Source organism: Enterobacter chuandaensis (genome assembly GCF_003594915.1).
GTDB classification, from domain to species: domain Bacteria; phylum Pseudomonadota; class Gammaproteobacteria; order Enterobacterales; family Enterobacteriaceae; genus Enterobacter; species Enterobacter chuandaensis.
Window position 1 is genome coordinate 382,252 of record NZ_QZCS01000001.1, and the last position, 19,181, is coordinate 401,432.

Genomic DNA, 19,181 nt, shown 5'->3' on the forward strand with positions numbered 1-19,181 from the left:
CGCTGTGCTAATAAGGCTCCGGAGACGGAGCCTTATTTTATTGGGGAGTGTATGAAACGATATCTTATCGCAGGCGCAGCACTGCTGCTCAGCGCCAGCGCGCTGGCCGACGAGTGCGACAAAGCGACCACCCAGACAGAACTCAGTGCCTGTGCGGCAGAGCAGTACCAGGCTGCGGATAAAAAGCTCAACCAGACGTACCAGGCCGCCATCAAACGCGCGGCAGCCCCTCAGCGCGACCTGCTGAAAAAGGCGCAGCAGGCGTGGATCGCCCTGCGTGACGCAGACTGTAAATTGATGGGTTCAGGAACCGAAGGTGGCACTATTCAGCCGATGATTATCAACCAGTGCCTGACGGAGAAAACAGCGGAGCGCGAAGCCTTTCTGGCCTCGTTGATGCAGTGTGAAGAGGGCAATTTAAGCTGCCCTTTCCAACCGGCTGATTAGCGCACACGGATCCCTTCGATAATCATCCGCTGCACGTTATCCAGCGTACTCTGGAAAAACGCCTCGTCCTGGAGCGTTTTACCGGTCACCGCCTCGACCTGGGCCGCGAAGTCAGCGTAGTGCTGGGTTGAGGCCCAAATCATGAAGATCAGATGATGCGGATCGACGGGCGCCAGTTTTCCGCTGGCGACCCATCCGGCAATAATGGCCGATTTATCGTCCACCAGCTGCTTTAAATCGCCGGTCAGCTCCGCCTGCAACAGCGGCGCGCCCTGCAACATCTCCAGGCAGAACAGCCTTGATGCCTGCGGGTAATCACGCGATACCTCCAGCTTCAGGCGTATGTACTCCTCTATCGCCACCAGCGGGGCCAGCTCTTCGCGAAATGCTTTAAGTGGTGCGAGCCAGATATCCAGGATCTGCTGCATCACCGCCACATACAGCGCCTCTTTCGACGGGTAGTAGTAGAGCAGATTGGTCTTGGACACCCCGGCCTGCTCCGCCACCTGCTCAAGGCGCGTACCGTGAATACCAAACTGCGAAAATGTCTCCAGCGCGGCGCTGAGGATCGCCTGTTTCTTGGCGCTCACCGCCTGCGAACGTTTACCGGGTGTTTTCACTGCGCCTTGTGTCATTTTCGCTCTCCTTATTCTGCGTTGCCCTCAGCATAGCAAAACCCCCGTCTCGCCACGACATCCTGCACTCCGATCGCGCATGAATGCCTGTTTTATGTGCAATGTTTTTGACCAGTTAGTCCACATTTAGCGGAATCAATTCCCCAACCATTGATTAACACATTAATAACACAGCCATTTTCAAAACTGGCACTGCCTTTGCAAAAACACCGTTACACCTGCGACGTAATGAAGAGAGGTTCGTGATGAAAATTGGCGTATTTGTACCCATCGGCAACAACGGCTGGCTTATCTCGACCACTGCACCGCAATACATGCCGACCTTTGAGCTGAATAAAGCCATCGTGCAGAAGGCGGAGCACTACCATTTCGACTTTGCGCTTTCGATGATCAAGCTGCGCGGCTTCGGCGGCAAAACTGAATTCTGGGACCACAACCTGGAGTCCTTCACCCTGATGGCCGGGCTGGCCGCGGTCACTTCCCGGATCCAAATCTACGCCACCGCGGCCACGCTCACCCTCCCCCCGGCGATCGTAGCGCGCATGGCGTCTACCATCGACTCCATCTCCGGCGGGCGTTTTGGCGTCAACCTGGTCACTGGCTGGCAAAAACCGGAGTACGAGCAGATGGGGCTCTGGCCGGGTGACGATTACTTCTCGCGTCGCTACGACTATCTTACCGAATACGTCCAGGTGTTGCGCGACCTGTGGGGCACCGGCAAAAGCGATTTCAAAGGCGACTTCTTCACCATGAACGACTGCCGCGTCAGCCCGCAGCCGTCGGTGCCGATGAAGGTGATTTGCGCCGGGCAGAGCGACGCGGGGATGGAATTCTCCGCGAAATACGCCGACTTCAACTTCTGCTTCGGCAAAGGCGTTAACACCCCTGCCGCCTTCGCTCCGACCGCCGCGCGAATGAAAGAGGCCGCCGACAAAACCGGACGCGACGTGGGCTCCTACGTGCTGTTTATGGTCATTGCCGACGAAACCGACGAGGCCGCGCGCGCCAAATGGGAGCGGTATAAGGACGGCGCTGACGACGAAGCCCTGAGCTGGCTGACCGAGCAGAGCCAGAAGGACACCCGTTCCGGCGCGGACACCAACGTGCGCCAGATGGCCGACCCGACCTCCGCCGTCAATATCAACATGGGCACGCTGATTGGCTCGTATGCCAGCGTCGCCAGAATGCTCGACGAAGTGGCGGCCGTACCCGGCGCGGAGGGCGTCCTGCTGACCTTCGATGATTTCCTCACCGGCGTGGAGACCTTCGGCGAACGCATTCAGCCGCTGATGCAGTGCCGCGCCCATATCCCTGCCGTCACGAAGGAGGTGGCGTAATGACGACCTTAAACGCTCGCCCGGAAGCCATCACCTTTGCGCCGCAGCAGAGCGCGCTGATCGTGGTGGACATGCAAAACGCCTACGCCAGCAAGGGCGGCTATCTGGATCTGGCGGGGTTCGACGTCTCCGCCACCCAGCCCGTGATCGCGAACATTAAAACCGCCGTCGCCGCTGCGCGCGCGGCGGGCATGCTCATCATCTGGTTTCAGAACGGCTGGGATGACCAGTACGTTGAAGCCGGTGGCCCCGGCTCGCCCAACTTCCACAAGTCCAATGCCCTGAAAACCATGCGCAAAAACCCAGACCTGCAGGGCAAGCTGCTGGCCAAAGGCGGCTGGGATTATCAGCTGGTGGACGAGCTGGTACCGCAGGCGGGCGATATCGTCCTGCCGAAACCGCGCTACAGCGGCTTTTTCAACACCCCGCTCGACAGCCTGCTGCGCAGCCGGGGTATTCGCCATCTGGTGTTTACCGGGATCGCGACCAACGTCTGCGTGGAGTCGACCCTGCGCGACGGCTTTTTCCTTGAGTATTTCGGCGTGGTGCTGGAGGACGCGACCCACCAGGCCGGACCGGAGTTCGCCCAGAAAGCGGCCCTGTTCAATATTGAAACCTTTTTTGGCTGGGTCAGTAACGTCGCTGATTTCTGTGACGCCCTGACTCCCCCGCTCGCCCGTATCGCCTGAGGAGACGCCTGATGCCGAAATCCGTGATTATTCCGCCGGGCACCAGCACGCCCATTGCCCCGTTTGTTCCCGGCACCCTCGCCGACGGCGTGGTGTATGTCTCCGGCACGCTGCCGTTTGATAAAGACAACAACGTGGTGTTTATCAACGACCCAAAGGCGCAAACCCGCCACGTGCTGGAGACGATCAAAACCGTCATCGAAACGGCGGGTGGCACCATGGAGGACGTGACCTTCAACAGCATCTTTATCACCGACTGGAAAAACTACGCCGCGATTAACGAAATCTACGCCGAGTTCTTCCCCGGCGATAAACCGGCGCGGTTCTGCATTCAGTGCGGGCTGGTAAAACCGGACGCGCTGGTTGAGATCGCCACCGTTGCGCACATCGCGAAGTGAGGCAGCCATGAAACTTTCCGTCTCGCCGCCCCTGTTCGAGGGCGCGCCCGTGGTGGTGCTGATTGCCGGACTCGGGGGCAGCGGCAGCTACTGGCTGCCCCAGCAGGCCGCGCTTGAACCGGAATATCAGGTGGTGTGCTATGACCAGCGGGGAACGGGCAATAACCCTGACACCCTGCCAGAAGGGTACAGCCTTGCGCAGATGGCGGACGAGCTGGCCCAGGCGCTGGCTGACGCAGGCATTGCGCGCTACAGCGTCGTCGGGCACGCGCTGGGGGCGCTGGTCGGCCTGCAGCTGGCGCTCGACAGGCCCGATTCACTCACCGCGCTGGTGTGCGTCAACGGCTGGCTGACCCTCAATGCCCACACCCGCCGCTGTTTTGACGTTCGCGAGCGGCTGCTGCATTCCGGCGGCGCGCAGGCGTGGGTCGAGGCGCAGCCGCTGTTTCTCTACCCGGCAGACTGGATGGCCGCCCGCGCGCCGCGTCTGGAGGCCGAAGAAGCGCTGGCGCTGGCCCATTTCCAGGGCAAAAGCAACCTGCTGCGCAGGCTCAGCGCCCTGAAAAAAGCCGACTTCTGCCGCCATGCCGCACGTATTCGCTGCCCGGTTCACATTATCTGTTCCGCCGACGACATGCTGGTGCCGTCCGTCTGTTCCGCTGAACTGCACACCGCCCTCCCGCACGCCCACAAAACGGTCATGCGCCAGGGCGGGCATGCCTGCAACGTCACCGAGCCGGACACCTTTAACACCCTGCTGCTGAACGGGCTTGCCAGCCTGCTGCACAGCCATGAACACGCTTTATAAGGAGCTTTAATGAGCGAAGCCATTACCCCCGCCGCGCTGGAAACGCTGTTCACCGGCGCCCGCACCCACAACGGCTGGCAGGATCTGCCGGTCAGCGACGAGATGCTGCGCGAGATTTATGACCTGATGAAATGGGGGCCAACGTCCGCCAACTGCTCCCCGGCGCGGATTGTGTTTGTGCGAAGCGCAGAGGGAAAAGAGAAGCTGCGCCCGGCGCTCTCCAGCGGCAACCTCGAGAAAACGCTCACCGCCCCGGTTACGGCCATCGTGGCCTGGGACGGGGAATTCTTCGAGCGCCTGCCCGAGCTGTTCCCGCACGGCGATGCAAAGAGCTGGTTTACCACCAGCCCCGCGCATGCGGAAGAGACCGCCTTTCGCAACAGCGCAATGCAGGCCGCGTACCTGATTTTCGCCTGTCGCGCGCTCGGGCTGGATACCGGCCCGATGTCGGGCTTCGACCGCCAAAAGGTCGACGAGGCCTTTTTCACCGGCACCACGCTTAAAAGCAATCTGCTGATCAACATTGGCTACGGCGATACCCGCAAACTTTACGGGCGCCTGCCGCGTCTGGACTTCGACGATGCCTGCGGGCTGGCGTAAGGAGCGATTATGACGACACCGGATAAACAAACCTTTCGCGACGCCATGGCATGCGTTGGCGCGGCGGTCAACATCATCACCACCGACGGCCCGGCGGGGATGGCGGGCTTTACCGCCAGCGCGGTATGCAGCGTCACGGATTCCCCTCCCACCCTGCTGGTGTGCCTGAACCGCGGCGCGTCGGTCTGGCCCACGTTCAGCGAAAACCGCACCCTGTGCGTGAATACCCTGAGCGCCGGACAGGAGCCTTTATCCAATCTGTTTGGCGGCAAAACGCCGATGGACGAGCGCTTTGCCGCCGCCCGCTGGCAGACGGGCGACACGGGCTGCCCGCGTCTGGAGGATGCGCTGGCCTCGTTTGACTGCCGCATCAGCCAGGTGGTGAGCGTCGGTACCCACGACATTCTGTTTTGCGACATCGTTTCCATTATTCGCCACCCCGAGCCGCAAGGTCTGGTGTGGTTTGACCGCGGCTACCACGCGCTTATGCGACCCGCCTGCTAAGGCGCTTTAAGGAGACAGACCATGTTCGGATTTCCCCACTGGCAGTTGAAATCGACCTCCACAGAAGCAGGCGTGGTCGCGCCGGATGAACGCCTCCCGCTCGGGCAGACGATGGTGATGGGCGTCCAGCATGCGGTCGCCATGTTCGGCGCGACGGTGCTGATGCCGATGCTGATGGGGCTCGATCCCAACCTGTCTATTCTGATGTCGGGTATCGGCACCCTGCTGTTCTTTTTCGTCACTGGCGGGCGCGTGCCCAGCTATCTCGGATCCAGCGCTGCCTTTGTGGGCGTCGTTATCGCTACCACCGGGTTTAACGGCCAGGGGATCAACCCCAACCTGAGCGTGGCCCTCGGTGGCATCATCGCCTGTGGGCTGGTCTATACCCTGATTGGCCTGGTGGTAATGAAGATCGGCACGCGCTGGATCGAACGGATGATGCCTCCCGTCGTCACCGGCGCGGTGGTGATGGCGATCGGCCTTAACCTCGCGCCGATTGCAGTAAAAAGCGTCTCCGCTTCGCCGTTTGAAAGCTGGATGGCGGTGATCACCGTGCTGTGCATCGGCCTGGTGGCGGTGTTCACGCGGGGCATGATCCAGCGGCTGCTGATTCTGGTCGGGCTGATTGTCGCCTGCCTGATCTACGCCCTGCTGGCGAACGTGTTCGGCATGGGCAAGCCGGTCGATTTTACCCTGCTGCATCAGGCCGCCTGGTTCGGTCTGCCGCAGGTGACCTCGCCCACCTTTAATACCCAGGCGATGATGCTTATCGCGCCTGTCGCAGTGATCCTGGTGGCAGAGAACTTAGGGCACCTGAAGGCCGTGGCGGGAATGACCGGACGCAGCATGGATCCGTATATGGGCCGCGCGTTCGTCGGCGACGGTCTGGCGACCATGCTCTCCGGTTCCGTGGGCGGCAGCGGCGTGACCACCTACGCGGAAAACATCGGCGTGATGGCGGTGACTAAAGTTTACTCCACGCTGGTTTTCGTTGCGGCGGCGGTAATGGCGATGCTGCTTGGTTTCTCACCGAAGTTCGGCGCGCTGATCCACACCATTCCGTCACCGGTCATCGGCGGGGCATCGATTGTGGTGTTCGGGCTGATCGCCGTGGCCGGAGCGCGCATCTGGGTGCAGCACCGGGTCGATCTCAGCCAGAACGGCAACCTGATCATGGTGGCCGTCACGCTGGTGCTGGGCGCGGGCGATTTTGCCCTGACGCTGGGCGGGTTTACGATTGGCGGGATTGGTACGGCGACCTTCGGCGCGATCGTGCTTAACGCCCTGCTGAGCCGCCGGATGGCCGCCGCGCCGCAGGGCGCCGTCGTGCATCAGGATTCGTGATTTAACGTCGCGCTGTCATTTTCTGGCAGCGCGTTTTTCTTCCGCTTGAGCTTTAACTCGCTCACCAGCACGCCGACGACAATAAACGCCGCGCCAGCCAGCGCCAGCAGCGGCAAACGCTCGCCAGCGAGTCGTCCGAAAATACCCGCCCACACCGGTTCGCCGGTATAAATCACCGTCGCGCGCGTTGGCGATACGCTGCGCTGCGCCCAGTTCATGGTCACCTGAATAATGGCGCTGAAGATCCCCAGCCCCAGCGCGACCACCACCAGCCCCGTGGACATCGGCGGCACGGACTCGCCTGCCGGAACCATCGTCGCAAACGCCACCAGCGACGCGGTGGCGAGCTGCACCACCGTCACGCGCTTAACGTCCACGTTGCCCGCCCAGGCGCTGATCAGAATAATTTCCGCCGCAATAGCAATTGCCCCGACGAGGGTAATGATCTCCCCCGGCCCCAGCGCCAGCAGGTTGTTCTCCGGCCCGGCTAATAAAATCAGGCCGATAAACGCCAGCACGATGCCGACGCACGACATCAGGCCCGGAATTCTGCCGAGACAGAGCCACTGCAATAGCGGCACCAGCGGTACGTACATGGCGGTAATAAAGGCGGATTTACTGCTGGAGATGGTCTGCAATCCCCACGTCTGCAGGCTGTAGCCCATCGCTATCGCCACCCCAATCGCTACGCCCGCTTTAAGCTCTTTCAGCGTCAGACCCCGCAGCGTTTTAAGGGAGATCAGCCCAACGGCTATCGCCGCTGTCGCAAAGCGCAGGCCGACAAAAAAGAACGGATCGCTGAGGGACACCGCGTACTGGACGGCAAGAAAGGTCCCACCCCAGAACATGGTGATGAGAATCAGGATGGCTTCCTGCGGTTTTACGGAGAATTTAAAACGTGAAACAGACATGCGACACCAGCAAGTGAGAACAATTCTGTAGTGTGCGTTGCCTTTGGTTACAGTTCAATGTTGCAGAAATAAAAAAACCGCCGGGAAACCCGGCGGCAGGGAGTTAACCCGGCGTACTACTTGTTGCTGCCGTGGCTGTTTTTACCCCCTTTTTTACCAGCCTCTGATGCACGCTGAGGGTCATTTTTGAAGTTACCCCCGCTAGACTGGCCACCTTTACGACCTGCTTCTGATGCTCTTTCACGGTCTTCAGCGAAATTACCTGAACCACCACGATGGTTTGCCATCTCTAACCTCCAGAGTGTGAAACATTAGACATCATATTGCATTCAGTAAAAGAGGATTCTTTCACCGCGCGGCTAAAGGACAGGGCCTTTATCTGTGCCGCGTGAAACTAAGCTTAGTGGACTGAGGCTATCCGGCAAGCCGCAGGTAATATCCTGCAACATGATCTCAGCCTTTCGGGTGAGAAAACGCGACGGAAATCCATAAGCCTTTCTTATCATTTCAAAATTCGGCGTCCAGAAAGTTGTTTCATTTTGCTACAGCACCTTATTGTAACCATGTTGTTATAAATCAAAGAAATGCCGTTCATTTTTGCAGTCTGGCTGTGATGTCATATCTTTAAAAGAACGCAGCGATCCGCTGTCAGAAAAACCAACGAGGAGTGATGCAAAATGGCAAAAGTTCTGGTGCTCTATTATTCCATGTATGGACACATTGAAACCATGGCTCACGCGGTAGCAGAAGGCGCAAACAGAGTGGACGGCGTTGAGGTTGTGGTAAAACGCGTACCGGAAACCATGCAGGCGGAAGCGTTCGCCAAAGCCGGGGGGAAAACACAAAATGCCCCCGTTGCCACCCCGCAGGAGCTGGCGGATTATGATGCCATTATCTTCGGCACCCCGACCCGCTTCGGCAATATGTCGGGCCAGATGCGTACCTTCCTCGATCAAACCGGCGGGCTCTGGGCATCCGGGGCGCTCTACGGCAAACTCGCCAGCGTATTCAGCTCTACCGGCACCGGCGGCGGTCAGGAGCAGACGATCACCTCAACCTGGACTACCCTTGCTCATCATGGGATGGTGATTGTGCCGATTGGCTACGGCGCGCAGGAGCTGTTTGACGTTTCCCAGGTGCGCGGCGGTACGCCGTACGGCGCAACCACCATTGCCGGTGGAGACGGCTCACGTCAGCCAAGCAATGAAGAACTCTCTATCGCCCGCTATCAGGGTGAATACGTCGCGGGTCTCGCCAAAAAACTGAACGGCTAACACCCAACAGGAGGACAAGCATGCCAACTCAAGAATCCAAAGCTCACCGCGTGGGTGAATGGGCAAGTTTACGCAATACCTCTCCGGAGATTGCCGAAGCCATCTTTGAAGTCGCAAAGTACGATGAAAAGCTGGCCGAGCAGATTTGGGAAGAAGGTAGTGATGAGGTGCTGGTGCGCGCCTTCGAAAAAACGGACAAAGACTCGCTCTTCTGGGGCGAGCAAACCATCGAACGTAAAAACGTCTAAGCGTTTTCCCCCCGCCATCACGCGGGGGGTTCCCTTTTATTTCGCCGCGTTATTCATGACCGCATTGAATTTATCGACCGGACAAAAGCCGTTCGCATCCACTGGACACCCTTTCAGCTCCAGCGTCACGCGCTGCGCGGGCGACTGCAGCGACAGCACGCTGGCGTTACGCAGCTGCTCTGAGCTCTGGTAGACATACTCAATTTTCATCAGATCCTGGTTGGCATTGTTGTCGTGCCAGCGCTGGAAGACAATTTTGCCGCCAATCGGCGTGCGCTCCTGCTGGTCGTGCAGCTGATACGGTTTGAAATCCAGGGCCGTCAGCAGGGAAGCAATGTTTGAGTCATGCCCCACCAGCAGGGTTATCTTAGGCGCTTTCGCCTGTTCGGTGACCAGGGTTTTATCAATGTACTTCACCAGCGGCTTCGCCACGTTTTGCGCCACCTCGGTGGAGGTAAACAGCGAGTCCTGATAGCCGTTCTTCAGCTTCGACAGCACGCGCCACTGTTGGTCGGTTTTGATTTCCCCCCAGGCCACCTGGTCGGCCGGGAAGCCTTCGTAATACTGCAGCGTGAACGCGTCCACCAGCGAGTTACCCACCTTCAGCGGCCCGGATACGCCAGGCTCTTTTTCATAGTCGGCGCTGAAGGTATCTTTCGCGTCCGCCAGCGAGCAGACTTTTTTCTCTTTGCAGGATGGGGAATCTGCGTAATTCGTCATCTGCTCAAGCAGCTTATAGCTTTCTGCGAGCTGCATTTTCTGCCGCTCGGTCTCCATCGCTTTCAGCGCTTTTTCGCGGAATTCCGGCGAGTTATCGGTAATCACCGGATTAAAGGTTGGGTCCATGGTGCCCATCTTTTCCTGGTGGTGCACAGGAACGTCGCAGCCCGGGAACGCGCCGGTGATAAAGAACTGCGCGGTGGCAACGGTACGCTGCAGGCTGTTGGCGTAAGCATAAACGCTATCCGCCGCTGGGCATTCTCCCGTCTTCACCATCCCCTGCTTCGCCAGCCACTCGCGCATATAATGGCCCATATAGACTTCCAGCACGCCGCCCTTGGTGGTGAGCTGACCGCCCGGCACCTCCCACTCCGGCCACTGCTTCGGCGTGGACTGCTCCAGCACGCTGCCGTTATTGGCGAGCGGCGCGCGCAGGTTATGGCGGCTCATGATTAAAACTTGCTCCAGCTGATACCCTTCCGGCGTCTCTTGTGCCTGCACGCCAAACGTTGCTGAAATGGAACCGGCGACTGCCAGCGCGAGTAGTGCTTTTCTCATCCCTAATTCCTCACTCGTTTTAAAATGTCGCGTTCAGTGTGACAGATTCGTGACAATTTTCCGGGAAGCATTTCTCAAACTGATGATTAACGTGCTTACGCGGTGTGCCAATTAGTTTTATAATAAAACCATACCTGACCGGAGACCTGACTGTGAAACGCACCCGCCTTGAAGAGAGTACCTGCCCCGTCGCCCGTTCGCTGGATATCATCGGCGACTGGTGGTCGTTGCTGATCGTTCGCGACGCGCTGCGCGGAGTTAAACGCTTCGGCGAGTTTCAGAAAAGCCTCGGTATCGCGAAAAACATGCTCACCTCGCGGCTAAAACTGCTGGTCGACGAAGGCATCCTTCGGCTTCAGCCCGCCTCCGACGGCAGCGCCTGGCAGGAATACGTCCTGACCGACAAGGGACGCGCGCTCCAGACGGTGCTGGTTGCCCTCTCCCAGTGGGGCAATGAATTCCTGTTTGCTGAAAACGAATGCGGCACCGTTCTCGTCGATAGCGAACAACGCAAACCCCTGCGCAAGCTGGCGCTTATCGCCGACGATGGGAGCCAGCTGACGCCTGAAGAGATCGTGGCTAAACTCCCCTCCTGATCGTTCCAGACGGCAAAAGCACAAAATGCCCAGTAAATTGGTTGCATTATAAAACCAAATAGCAGAGAGTTAATTAAGTTTCATATTGAAACCAAATAACCCACTTTGCTTTGAGGTAATACACGATGACTACGCAAATCACCACAGCCCTGATCACGGGTGCCTCTTCCGGGATTGGTGCCGTCTATGCCGATCGTCTTGCCGCGCGCGGCGCTAACCTGGTGCTGGTCGCCCGCCGCGAGGATCGCCTGAAAACCCTCGCCGCCGACCTGCGCACGCGCTACGGCGTGGCCGTCGATATTCTGGTGGCCGATCTCAGCGATGAAGCCGGGATCCGCGTCGTGGAAAATGAGCTGCGCCGCAATACCGCCATCAATACGCTGGTAAACAACGCGGGCACCGCGCAGATGGCCCCGTTCCTCGCGGGCGATGTGGCGCAGCATCAGGCCATCAACACCCTCAACACCACGGCGCTGATGCGTCTGACCTACGCCATCCTGCCCCGCCTGGCGCAGAACAATCGTGGGACGCTGATCAATATCGCCTCGGTGTTATCGCTCCATGTCCGCGCGGGCAGCGCGCTCTACAGCGCCACTAAAGCGTGGGTGTTGAGCTTTACTCGTGGGTTACAGGAAGAATTTACCGACAGCAACGTGCGTATTCAGGCCGTACTGCCCGCCGCTACCGCGACGGAGATCTGGAGCCATTCAGGGGTTACGGTGAACGACCTGCCGGAAGGGTCGGTGATGACCACCGACGATATGGTGGATGCGTCGCTGGCGGGTCTGGATCAGGGCGAAACAATCACTATTCCGCCGATGCATGACGCCACCTTGTGGACTCGCTACGAAGCGGCACGCCTTGAGCTGTTTAACAGCGCGCGCACCGGGATTCCGGCACCGCGCTACGTTAAAGCGTAGTCTGGCGTCAGACGAGTCGAGCTACACGCCAGGAACGGAGCTGCTGGTGGACGGCGGAATGGGGAGTCTGTAACTCAAAAGGCGCTGATGCCGGTGACCGCGCCGACATACAGCGCCGCCCATGCGCAGGCGGAAAGCAGGCTGACGGCGTAGACCTTGACGGCGTTCAGCCTGAGCATCCCCGCTGCCAGCGGCACAACATAACGCAACACCGCCAGAAAGCGCGACGTAAACAGTACGATGACGCCGTTCTTTTGCAGCTGATGCTGAATCCGTAAAAACGTAGCGGCATGCTTCGACGTAAAGCGCGCGACCAGCCGGGTGTGCCCCATCAGCTGGCCGATATGGTAATTCAGCGCCGAACCCGCCGATGCCCCCAGCACCACGGCGAGCCACGCCAGCGCGGGATGCATACTCCCCTGGCTGACGCCGATACCCGCCAGCAGCATCACCGAGGCGGGCGGCAGCACGGAGGAGATCAGTACCGTGGACTTGCTCAGCGCCATCACGAATAACAGCGCGAACAGATGTGCCGGATAATGCGCAAAATGATTCAGCAAATTATCAAACCACGCCATTTTCCTTCCCCCGTTAATCAATCCTCTATTTAAAAGGAATAACCTTAAATAAACCCTCAACATTTTATTAATAAGATTCATCTAAACCGTTCTTAAACATTATTTAATTTTCTGAGCGGTGAAATTAAATAAGTGTATTATCCCTCACGCTTTACAACGATCTCGTTATGGCGAGGCTCCTGTACAAATACACGTTATCGCTCTGGTGGGTTCGAGAGAACCGGCACAGGGTAAAACAGGCACTGTCGAATCAAGGCTTTGTCAGTATAACTTCCCTTGCGGGATACGGTGTACAGTGCTGAACCCAGGACGTGGGGATCTCCTCTTCGACATGCCCTGTCTTGCTCGCCCCTGAGAGATGTTATTATTCAAAGGGAATTCACTATGTCTTACGCTATTCACAACCAAAACCTGGCATTCAATGACAGCGCGGTAGCGCAATATATGAATACCGATTTTATCGTCCTTGATATTTCATTATGCGTGGCGCTGGCGCGCGAGCAATTTTTCGAAAAATTAAAAGACGATGATATTCCGTCGCATATTTTTATTGAAGACCAGGGTCGCCTGGCGGGCATGATTGCGGTGCGCAAATTATTGCAGGTCACGGATACCGTGCAGCCAATTAAAAGCCTGATGATTTCACAATTTTTGCAGGTCAAACCGGAGGATGAACGTGCCGATGTTGCCGGACTGCTGGCGCACGGCGGCGCAGATGTAGTGCCCGTGGTCACCCACGGCAAGCTCGTCGGCTGCCTGACCGAGCGCGAAATCGCCCATCTGCTGGAAGATGATGTCACCGAAGATGCTCAGCTTCAGGGGGCGACGCTGCCGCTGGAGAAGCCCTATCTGGAAACCAGCGCCTTCAGCCTGTGGAAGAAACGCTCCGTCTGGCTGCTGCTGCTGTTTGTCGCGGAAGCCTACACCAGCTCGGTGATCCAGCATTTTGAAGAGGCGCTGGAATCCGCCATCGCGCTGGCATTCTTCATTCCGCTGCTGATCGGCACGGGCGGCAACAGCGGAACGCAGATCACCTCCACGCTGGTGCGCGCCATGGCGCTGGGGGAAGTCCATCTGCGCGACGTGGGCCGCGTGCTGCGAAAAGAGATGACCACCTCGCTGATGATTGCCGTCACGCTCGGTATTGCCGGGTGCATCCGCGCCTGGATGATGGGGATTGGGCTGGAAATCACGCTTATCGTCAGCCTGACGCTGGTGTGCATTACGCTCTGGAGCGCGATTGTGTCGTCAGTGATTCCGATGGTGCTCAAGCGCTGCGGCATTGACCCGGCGGTCGTCTCCGCGCCGTTTATCGCGACGCTTATCGACGGTACCGGGCTGATTATCTACTTTAAGATTGCACAATATACGTTGGGGCTGGAGTAAGCTTGCGAGCACCTCATTGACGTGATTGAGGTGCTCACTTCGCTACGCATCGCCGAGCTGTTGCGCGATCTCACGCAGCTGCTGGGCAAGCGCCTGCAGGTTTTTCCCTTTCTCCCCTTTCGGCCCGGTGGACTGACGCACCACCAGACGGGCAGGTAAAATCGAGGACATGCGCTGGGCACTCTCTTCACAGCTGTCGAGAATGCGGCGCACTGCCTCTTTACCCTGCAGATCTAAATCCAGCGATACCGTCGTCAGCGCCGGGTAGAAGAACGAGCTTTCATAGGTGTCATCATAGCCAATCACCGACTTCTCGCCCGGAATTGAAATCTGCTGCTGATGGAACGCGCTCAGCACGCCGAGCGCCATCTGGTCGTTAGCCACCAGCACGGCGGTAAACTGCGCCGTTTCCCGCAGCATTTGCAAGGCTCCCGAATAACCGCTTTGCGCATCCCAGTTGCCGCGAATAACCGATGCTGGCTCCAGGCCGTAGCCCTTCAGGGTCTCGATCCAGCTTCTCAGCCTCAGCTGTGCCGACACGGAAGATGCCGGCCCCGCCAGCAGGGCAATGTCGCGATGCCCCAGTTCATAAAGATATTTGACGCTGGCGCGGGTGCCGTCCGCCGGGTTAAACGAAACGTTAAACACGGAACTGTACGGGTCCACGTCGAGGAACAGGCAGACAATGTCGTCGTTGTCAGCGGCGATTTTCTGCGCTGCATCAGCCTCCAGCGGCACGTTAATGATCACTTTGCTCACCAGCTGGGATTTCAGTTCGTTGATGGAATCCTGGATGCTGTGGTTGACGTTCTCATCAATCATGGAGATCAGTACCTGGTAGCCTTCCAGATTGGCATAGCGTTTCACCGCCGCCGCAACCTGCGAAGGCGCGTGCAGCGCCAGCGAAATGGTCACCAGCCCAACGGTCTGGCTCTGCTTGCCCACCAACTGCTGAGCCAGTCGGTTGGGTACATACCGCAATAACTCTATGGATTTCTCCACCTTGCTGCGCGTGGCGTCGGATACATTGGCAGATTTATTCAGTACCCTGGACACGGTCTGATAGGAGACGCCCGCATGGCGTGCCACGTCCTCTAACGTTGCGCTTTTCGACTTCATGGTCCGGTTCCTTATGTTGTTATGCGCTGATTGTAACAGGGGTGCTGAAAAAAAACGCTTACCACCCTCTCGCTGCGGGCATAACGCCATCAAAAAGTACGACGCTCACAATGCCATAATTTGTGTCCAATCTCATTACTCGTAACAAAATTGTCTATTTTATTTGCAGTTAATCACACATTTCGGATCGCTTAATTGCCAGCTAACGGGTTTAGGCATTTTATGACAGCGTATTTGTGAACGTATTACAAAACAATAAGAGGGTTACAATGAACACGACGATCCGCTCTGTATCTGTTGCGTTGGCTGCCGCGCTGGCATCTCCTTCGCTGTTTGCAGCGTCTTCAGTACCGATTGATTTTCATGGATATCTTCGCTCCGGCGTGGGCGTCTCACGGGATGGTGGGATGGAGGAGTGGCAAAAAAACAAAATTGGCCGTCTGGGTAACGAGGCCGACACCTACGGCGAGCTGGAGCTAGGCTCCGAGGTATACAAAAAGAACGACGTCAGTTTCTATCTCGACAGCATGGTGAGCATGGTCTCAGACGGCTCCAACGACAATGAAACCACCTTAGATGACGATGCCCAGTTCGGCCTGCGCCAGCTTAACCTGCAGATCAAAGGGCTGATCCCCGGGGATCCCAATGCGGTGATTTGGGGCGGTAAACGCTACTACCAGCGCCATGACCTGCACATCATCGATACCAAATACTGGAATATTTCCGGCTCCGGTGCAGGTATCGAGAACTACACGCTTGGCCCGGGCGCAGTCTCCGTTGCGTGGATCCGCGGCGATGCCAACGACGTGGATTACCGCGTGGATGGCGACAGCGACGTTAACATCAACTACATCGACCTTCGCTATGCGGGCTGGAAGCCGTGGGCGGGCGCGTGGACGGAAGTGGGTATTGATTACGCCATGCCAAACCCGACCAACAAGCAGAAAGAGTACGGCGGGCTGTACGAGGCCGATAACGGTGTGATGGTCACCGGTGAGATCAGCCAGGATATGTTTGGCGGCTATAACAAGCTGGTGCTGCAGTATGCCAATAAAGGTCTGGCTCAGAACATGGTGTCACAGGGTGGGGGCTGGTACGACATGTGGAACTACGTGAACGACGCCACCGGCTACCGCGTGATTAACACCGGCTTAATTCCGATTACCGATAAGTTCTCCTTTAACCACGTCCTGACATGGGGCTCGGCAGACGACACCACGCAGTACACGGACAAATCACGCCTGGTATCGCTGGTGGGCCGCGCGCAGTATCAGTTCACCGAGTACGTGCGTCTGATTGGCGAAGTGGGCGGATTCTACCAGGAAGAGACTTACACCGACGGGGCTAAGTACAAGCAGAGCGGCGAGAAGTACACTCTCGCGCTGGGCCTGGCAGACGGTCCAGAGTTTATGTCGCGTCCTGAACTGCGCGTGTTCGCCTCCTATCTGAATGACTCCGAAAAAGGGCAATCCTTCGAGGATGGCACGGCCAACAATACCTGGAACTTCGGTGTGCAGGTCGAGGCCTGGTGGTAAATCGTAATTTATAATTTGCGTAAATCGTTATCGTATCTCCAACAACCTGCAGTCTATTTTACTGCTTTGGGATAGCCATTACTTTGGCTATCCCTTTTTTATATTTACTGATTAAAATGTTCGTCTAATAATTTCCGTAATGTATCAGACTGCCTGCCGAATATAGCGTGCACCTGCTGGCCGATAATAATCACCCCCAGCGCCCCCTCACTCTGTAACGCCTGTGAATCGACCTTATTTAAATCTTTTACCGTCACGCGCAGGCGGGTAATACAGGCTTCGACGTGCTCGATATTATCGTCGCCGCCAAATGCCGGAATTAAACGCTGGGTAATTTGACTGTCCATAATACGCCTCTCTGTTATGCAGATAAAAAAATGCCCGCTCATAGAGCAGGCGTTCTGTGCCTTTTTTGCCCGGCGGCGCTTCGCTTGCACGGGCCTACGGGTTGGGTAGGCCGGGTAAGCGCTAGCGCCACCCGGCAATAAAACCGCACTACGCTTTGCGCTTAAGCACCCGGCAGTCCCAGGGGAGCAGCACGGTATCGCCCACAGCGGCGGCGTCGGTCATGCAGTCGGTATACCCCTGCGGCAGCGTGATGAGCTGCTGCAGGGCCGTGTAGTTCTGCACAAACACCCAGGCGGTTTCGCCATCCGTGCGCGCCGTCGCGACCACGCCCGGAGGGAGCTCCCCTTCGACTGCACGCGGCAGCGCCAGCTCGTCGATAATCCCGGCGAAGAAATCGCGCTGGAACGGCAGGTCGTTGCGCGACGCCACGTGCCACGCCTTGCCTTTGCCGAAGCGGTTGACCGTCACCGCAGGGCGACCGGCGTAGAAATCATCCCGGTAGGTCGCCAGCGCCTGCGCGGATTCAGTATGGATCAGCTCGCACAGATGCCTGACCTGATACGGCCCCTGCAGGCCCGCCGCATTGCCCGCCAGCCCCTGAACCAGGTTTCGCTCCCCCTCGCCCAGGCAGTCAATCTCTTCAGCCCAGATGCCGAGGAGCTTGCGCAGCGGGCCCGGGAAACCGCCGAGGTGGCAGAGATCGGTCTCATCAACTACCCCACTCCAGTAGGTCGTCACCAGATGCCCGCCCGCGGCCACAAAGGCTTCCGCCCGTTCGGCGAAACCTTCGCGCACCATGTAGAGCATGGGGGCAATCACCAGCGCGTAGCGGCTCAGATCGCCGTCAGCGTCGATGACGTCGACCGCGATGCCCTTTTCCCAGAACGGACGATAATGTTCGTTGACGGTTTTTTCGTACTCCAGCCCCACGTTGCGCGGGCCTTCGGCATCGTCCAGCGCCCAGCGGTTTTGCTGGTCAAAGATAATGGCCACGCGCGCGTCGGTGCGGCCCCCCACCACCTCAGGCAGACGCGCCAGCATCTCCCCCAGACGCGTCACTTCGCGCCCGACGCGGGTATCAAGATGCCCCACGTGATCGATAATCGCACCGTGGAATTTCTCCACCGACCCGCGGCTCTTACGCCACTGGAAGTACTGCACAGAATCCGCCCCGTGCGCCACCGCCTGAAGAGAGGAGAGAATATGCATCCCCGGTTTTTTCAGCTTGCTGGTCGGCTGCCAGTTGGTGGTGCTCGGCGTGGATTCCATCAGCACAAAGGGTTTACCGCCCTTCAGGCTGCGCATCATGTCGTGGTACATGGCGGTATAGCAGGCCAACTGCGTTTCGTCTTTCTCCTTGTGCCACATCGGGTAGCTGTCCCAGGAGATGAAGTCGATCGCTTTCGCCAGTTGCCAGTAGTCGTAATCGTAGAAATACTCCATGAAGTTGGTCGTCACCGGCAGTTCGGCATTGGCGGCCTTCAGCGGCGCCACTTCATGCTGGCAAAAATCGGTGACCTGCGCGGTATTGAAGCGGCGCCAGTCGAGATTCAGGCCGTGAATCGACACTTCCCCCTGCGGCGCGGGGGATTCAATCTGCGACCAGTCGGTGTAGGTATGGCTCCAGAAGGTGCTCCACCACGCATGGTTCAGCGCGTCGAGGGTTTTGTAGCGCACCTTTAGCCAGTCGCGAAAGCGTTCCTGGCACAGGCTACAGTGGCATTCGCCGCCGTACTCATTGGAGATATGCCAGCCCAGCACCGCCGGATGATGCGAATAACGCGCCGCCAGCAGACTGTTAATTTTCATCGTCTTTTCGCGGTAGACCGGAGACGACATGCAGTGGTTATGACGCCCGCCGTGCAGCGCGGGGACGCGGTTGCGCCCGACGCGCAGCACTTCCGGATATTTTTGCGACATCCATGCCGGACGCGCGCCGCTCGGCGTAGCGAGAAATATGTGAATGCCCGCCGAATAGAGTTTTTCAATGATGCTGTCCAGCCAGGCAAAATCATATTCCCCTTCGTGAGGCTCCAGTTTCGCCCAGCTAAATATCCCCACCGACATGACATTACATTTCGCCTGCTGCATCATGGCGATATCTTTTTCAATAATACCGGGGTAATTCTCCCATTGCTCCGGGTTATAGTCGGCGCCATGCAATAACGCCGCGACCTTTGGACTTAAAGGCGCAAATTTATTCATATTTAAAACGTCCTGAATGGA

Annotated in this window: 22 protein-coding genes and 1 riboswitch; of the genes, 14 read left to right on the top strand and 8 right to left on the bottom strand. The window is 57.9% G+C overall.

All coding sequences use genetic code 11. The annotated features are described in order from the left end of the window. Positions 1 to 51: 51 nt before the first annotated feature. Positions 52 to 447 (top strand): lysozyme inhibitor LprI family protein, encoded by a 396-nt coding sequence (locus tag D5066_RS01990; protein ID WP_015570864.1) that lies wholly within the window; start codon positions 52 to 54, stop codon positions 445 to 447. On the opposite strand, the gene rutR is transcribed toward D5066_RS01990, so the two are convergent. Further along, positions 444 to 1,082 (bottom strand): HTH-type transcriptional regulator RutR, encoded by a 639-nt coding sequence (gene rutR, locus D5066_RS01995; protein ID WP_015570865.1) that lies wholly within the window; start codon positions 1,080 to 1,082, stop codon positions 444 to 446. The two genes, D5066_RS01990 and rutR, sit on opposite strands and share 4 nt — an antisense overlap. A 245-nt stretch (positions 1,083 to 1,327) precedes the next feature. Here rutR and rutA point away from each other — a divergent pair, with 245 nt between their 5' ends. Genes rutA through rutG form a run of 7 tightly spaced genes read left to right on the top strand, consistent with a single transcriptional unit; the run spans position 1,328 to position 6,762 of the window. Then, positions 1,328 to 2,419, top strand: a complete 1,092-nt coding sequence (gene rutA / locus D5066_RS02000) for a pyrimidine utilization protein A (RefSeq protein ID WP_119914880.1) — start codon at positions 1,328 to 1,330, stop codon at positions 2,417 to 2,419. Continuing rightward, positions 2,419 to 3,108, top strand: coding sequence for a pyrimidine utilization protein B (gene rutB / locus D5066_RS02005; protein WP_119914881.1), 690 nt, complete (start codon positions 2,419 to 2,421; stop codon positions 3,106 to 3,108). Before rutA ends, rutB begins: the two co-directional genes overlap by 1 nt. An 11-nt stretch (positions 3,109 to 3,119) precedes the next feature. Next, the gene (gene rutC / locus D5066_RS02010) at positions 3,120 to 3,506 is read left to right on the top strand and encodes a pyrimidine utilization protein C (RefSeq protein WP_008499822.1); all 387 of its coding nucleotides are present in this window, start codon (positions 3,120 to 3,122) and stop codon (positions 3,504 to 3,506) included. 7 nt (positions 3,507 to 3,513) lie between these two features. Then, a complete protein-coding gene (rutD, locus tag D5066_RS02015; protein WP_119914882.1) occupies positions 3,514 to 4,314 on the top strand; it encodes a pyrimidine utilization protein D in 801 nt (266 codons plus the stop codon). Between the two features lie 9 nt (positions 4,315 to 4,323). Further along, positions 4,324 to 4,914, top strand: a complete 591-nt coding sequence (locus D5066_RS02020) for a malonic semialdehyde reductase (protein WP_119914883.1) — start codon at positions 4,324 to 4,326, stop codon at positions 4,912 to 4,914. A gap of 9 nt (positions 4,915 to 4,923) precedes the next feature. After that, a complete protein-coding gene (gene rutF, locus D5066_RS02025; protein WP_119914884.1) occupies positions 4,924 to 5,418 on the top strand; it encodes an NADH-dependent FMN reductase RutF in 495 nt (164 codons plus the stop codon). Positions 5,419 to 5,439: 21 nt separating this feature from the next. After that, positions 5,440 to 6,762 carry a pyrimidine utilization transport protein G gene (rutG, locus tag D5066_RS02030; protein WP_119914885.1) on the top strand — a complete coding sequence of 441 codons (1,323 nt, stop codon included), beginning with the start codon at positions 5,440 to 5,442 and terminating at the stop codon, positions 6,760 to 6,762. On the opposite strand, the gene D5066_RS02035 is transcribed toward rutG, so the two are convergent. Together D5066_RS02035 and D5066_RS02040 are read right to left on the bottom strand one after the other, a co-directional pair. Then, entirely contained in the window at positions 6,750 to 7,673 is a 924-nt protein-coding gene (locus D5066_RS02035) for a DMT family transporter (protein WP_119914886.1), read from the bottom strand. The two genes, rutG and D5066_RS02035, sit on opposite strands and share 13 nt — an antisense overlap. A 116-nt stretch (positions 7,674 to 7,789) precedes the next feature. Beyond that, a complete protein-coding gene (locus tag D5066_RS02040) occupies positions 7,790 to 7,960 on the bottom strand; it encodes a con-10 family general stress protein (RefSeq protein ID WP_001273664.1) in 171 nt (56 codons plus the stop codon). Positions 7,961 to 8,350: 390 nt separating this feature from the next. Here D5066_RS02040 and wrbA point away from each other — a divergent pair, with 390 nt between their 5' ends. Together wrbA and D5066_RS02050 are read left to right on the top strand one after the other, a co-directional pair. Next, on the top strand, positions 8,351 to 8,947 hold the full coding sequence (wrbA, locus tag D5066_RS02045) for an NAD(P)H:quinone oxidoreductase (protein WP_006809323.1): 597 nt from the start codon (positions 8,351 to 8,353) through the stop codon (positions 8,945 to 8,947). A 20-nt stretch (positions 8,948 to 8,967) separates the two neighbouring features. Beyond that, positions 8,968 to 9,195, top strand: coding sequence for a YccJ family protein (locus D5066_RS02050; RefSeq protein WP_014883300.1), 228 nt, complete (start codon positions 8,968 to 8,970; stop codon positions 9,193 to 9,195). A gap of 36 nt (positions 9,196 to 9,231) precedes the next feature. Here the strand turns inward: D5066_RS02050 and agp are convergent, their stop codons facing one another. After that, on the bottom strand, positions 9,232 to 10,473 hold the full coding sequence (gene agp, locus D5066_RS02055; protein WP_119914887.1) for a bifunctional glucose-1-phosphatase/inositol phosphatase: 1,242 nt from the start codon (positions 10,471 to 10,473) through the stop codon (positions 9,232 to 9,234). A 152-nt stretch (positions 10,474 to 10,625) separates the two neighbouring features. On the opposite strand from agp, the gene D5066_RS02060 reads away from it, so the two are divergent. Both D5066_RS02060 and D5066_RS02065 read left to right on the top strand, forming a co-directional pair. Next, positions 10,626 to 11,069, top strand: coding sequence for a winged helix-turn-helix transcriptional regulator (locus D5066_RS02060; RefSeq protein ID WP_119914888.1), 444 nt, complete (start codon positions 10,626 to 10,628; stop codon positions 11,067 to 11,069). 125 nt (positions 11,070 to 11,194) lie between these two features. Further along, complete coding sequence (locus tag D5066_RS02065) at positions 11,195 to 11,989, top strand: SDR family NAD(P)-dependent oxidoreductase (protein ID WP_119914889.1); 795 nt, start codon at positions 11,195 to 11,197, stop codon at positions 11,987 to 11,989. A 74-nt stretch (positions 11,990 to 12,063) separates the two neighbouring features. Here the strand turns inward: D5066_RS02065 and D5066_RS02070 are convergent, their stop codons facing one another. Continuing rightward, positions 12,064 to 12,567, bottom strand: coding sequence for a DedA family protein (locus D5066_RS02070; RefSeq protein WP_119914890.1), 504 nt, complete (start codon positions 12,565 to 12,567; stop codon positions 12,064 to 12,066). Positions 12,568 to 12,721: 154 nt separating this feature from the next. After that, positions 12,722 to 12,891: riboswitch (M-box (ykoK) riboswitch) on the top strand. A 60-nt stretch (positions 12,892 to 12,951) separates the two neighbouring features. Here D5066_RS02070 and D5066_RS02075 point away from each other — a divergent pair. Further along, positions 12,952 to 13,953, top strand: a complete 1,002-nt coding sequence (locus tag D5066_RS02075) for a magnesium transporter (protein WP_080327604.1) — start codon at positions 12,952 to 12,954, stop codon at positions 13,951 to 13,953. 42 nt (positions 13,954 to 13,995) lie between these two features. Here D5066_RS02075 and D5066_RS02080 read toward each other — a convergent pair whose 3' ends face one another. Beyond that, on the bottom strand, positions 13,996 to 15,072 hold the full coding sequence (locus tag D5066_RS02080) for a LacI family DNA-binding transcriptional regulator (RefSeq protein ID WP_119914891.1): 1,077 nt from the start codon (positions 15,070 to 15,072) through the stop codon (positions 13,996 to 13,998). Positions 15,073 to 15,341: 269 nt separating this feature from the next. Here D5066_RS02080 and D5066_RS02085 point away from each other — a divergent pair, with 269 nt between their 5' ends. Beyond that, positions 15,342 to 16,607, top strand: a complete 1,266-nt coding sequence (locus D5066_RS02085) for a maltoporin (protein WP_119914892.1) — start codon at positions 15,342 to 15,344, stop codon at positions 16,605 to 16,607. Positions 16,608 to 16,711: 104 nt separating this feature from the next. Here the strand turns inward: D5066_RS02085 and D5066_RS02090 are convergent, their stop codons facing one another. Further along, on the bottom strand, positions 16,712 to 16,954 hold the full coding sequence (locus tag D5066_RS02090) for a PTS sugar transporter subunit IIB (protein WP_119914893.1): 243 nt from the start codon (positions 16,952 to 16,954) through the stop codon (positions 16,712 to 16,714). Between the two features lie 148 nt (positions 16,955 to 17,102). Then, positions 17,103 to 19,160 (bottom strand): beta-galactosidase, encoded by a 2,058-nt coding sequence (locus D5066_RS02095; protein WP_119914894.1) that lies wholly within the window; start codon positions 19,158 to 19,160, stop codon positions 17,103 to 17,105. Positions 19,161 to 19,181 lie beyond the last annotated feature (21 nt).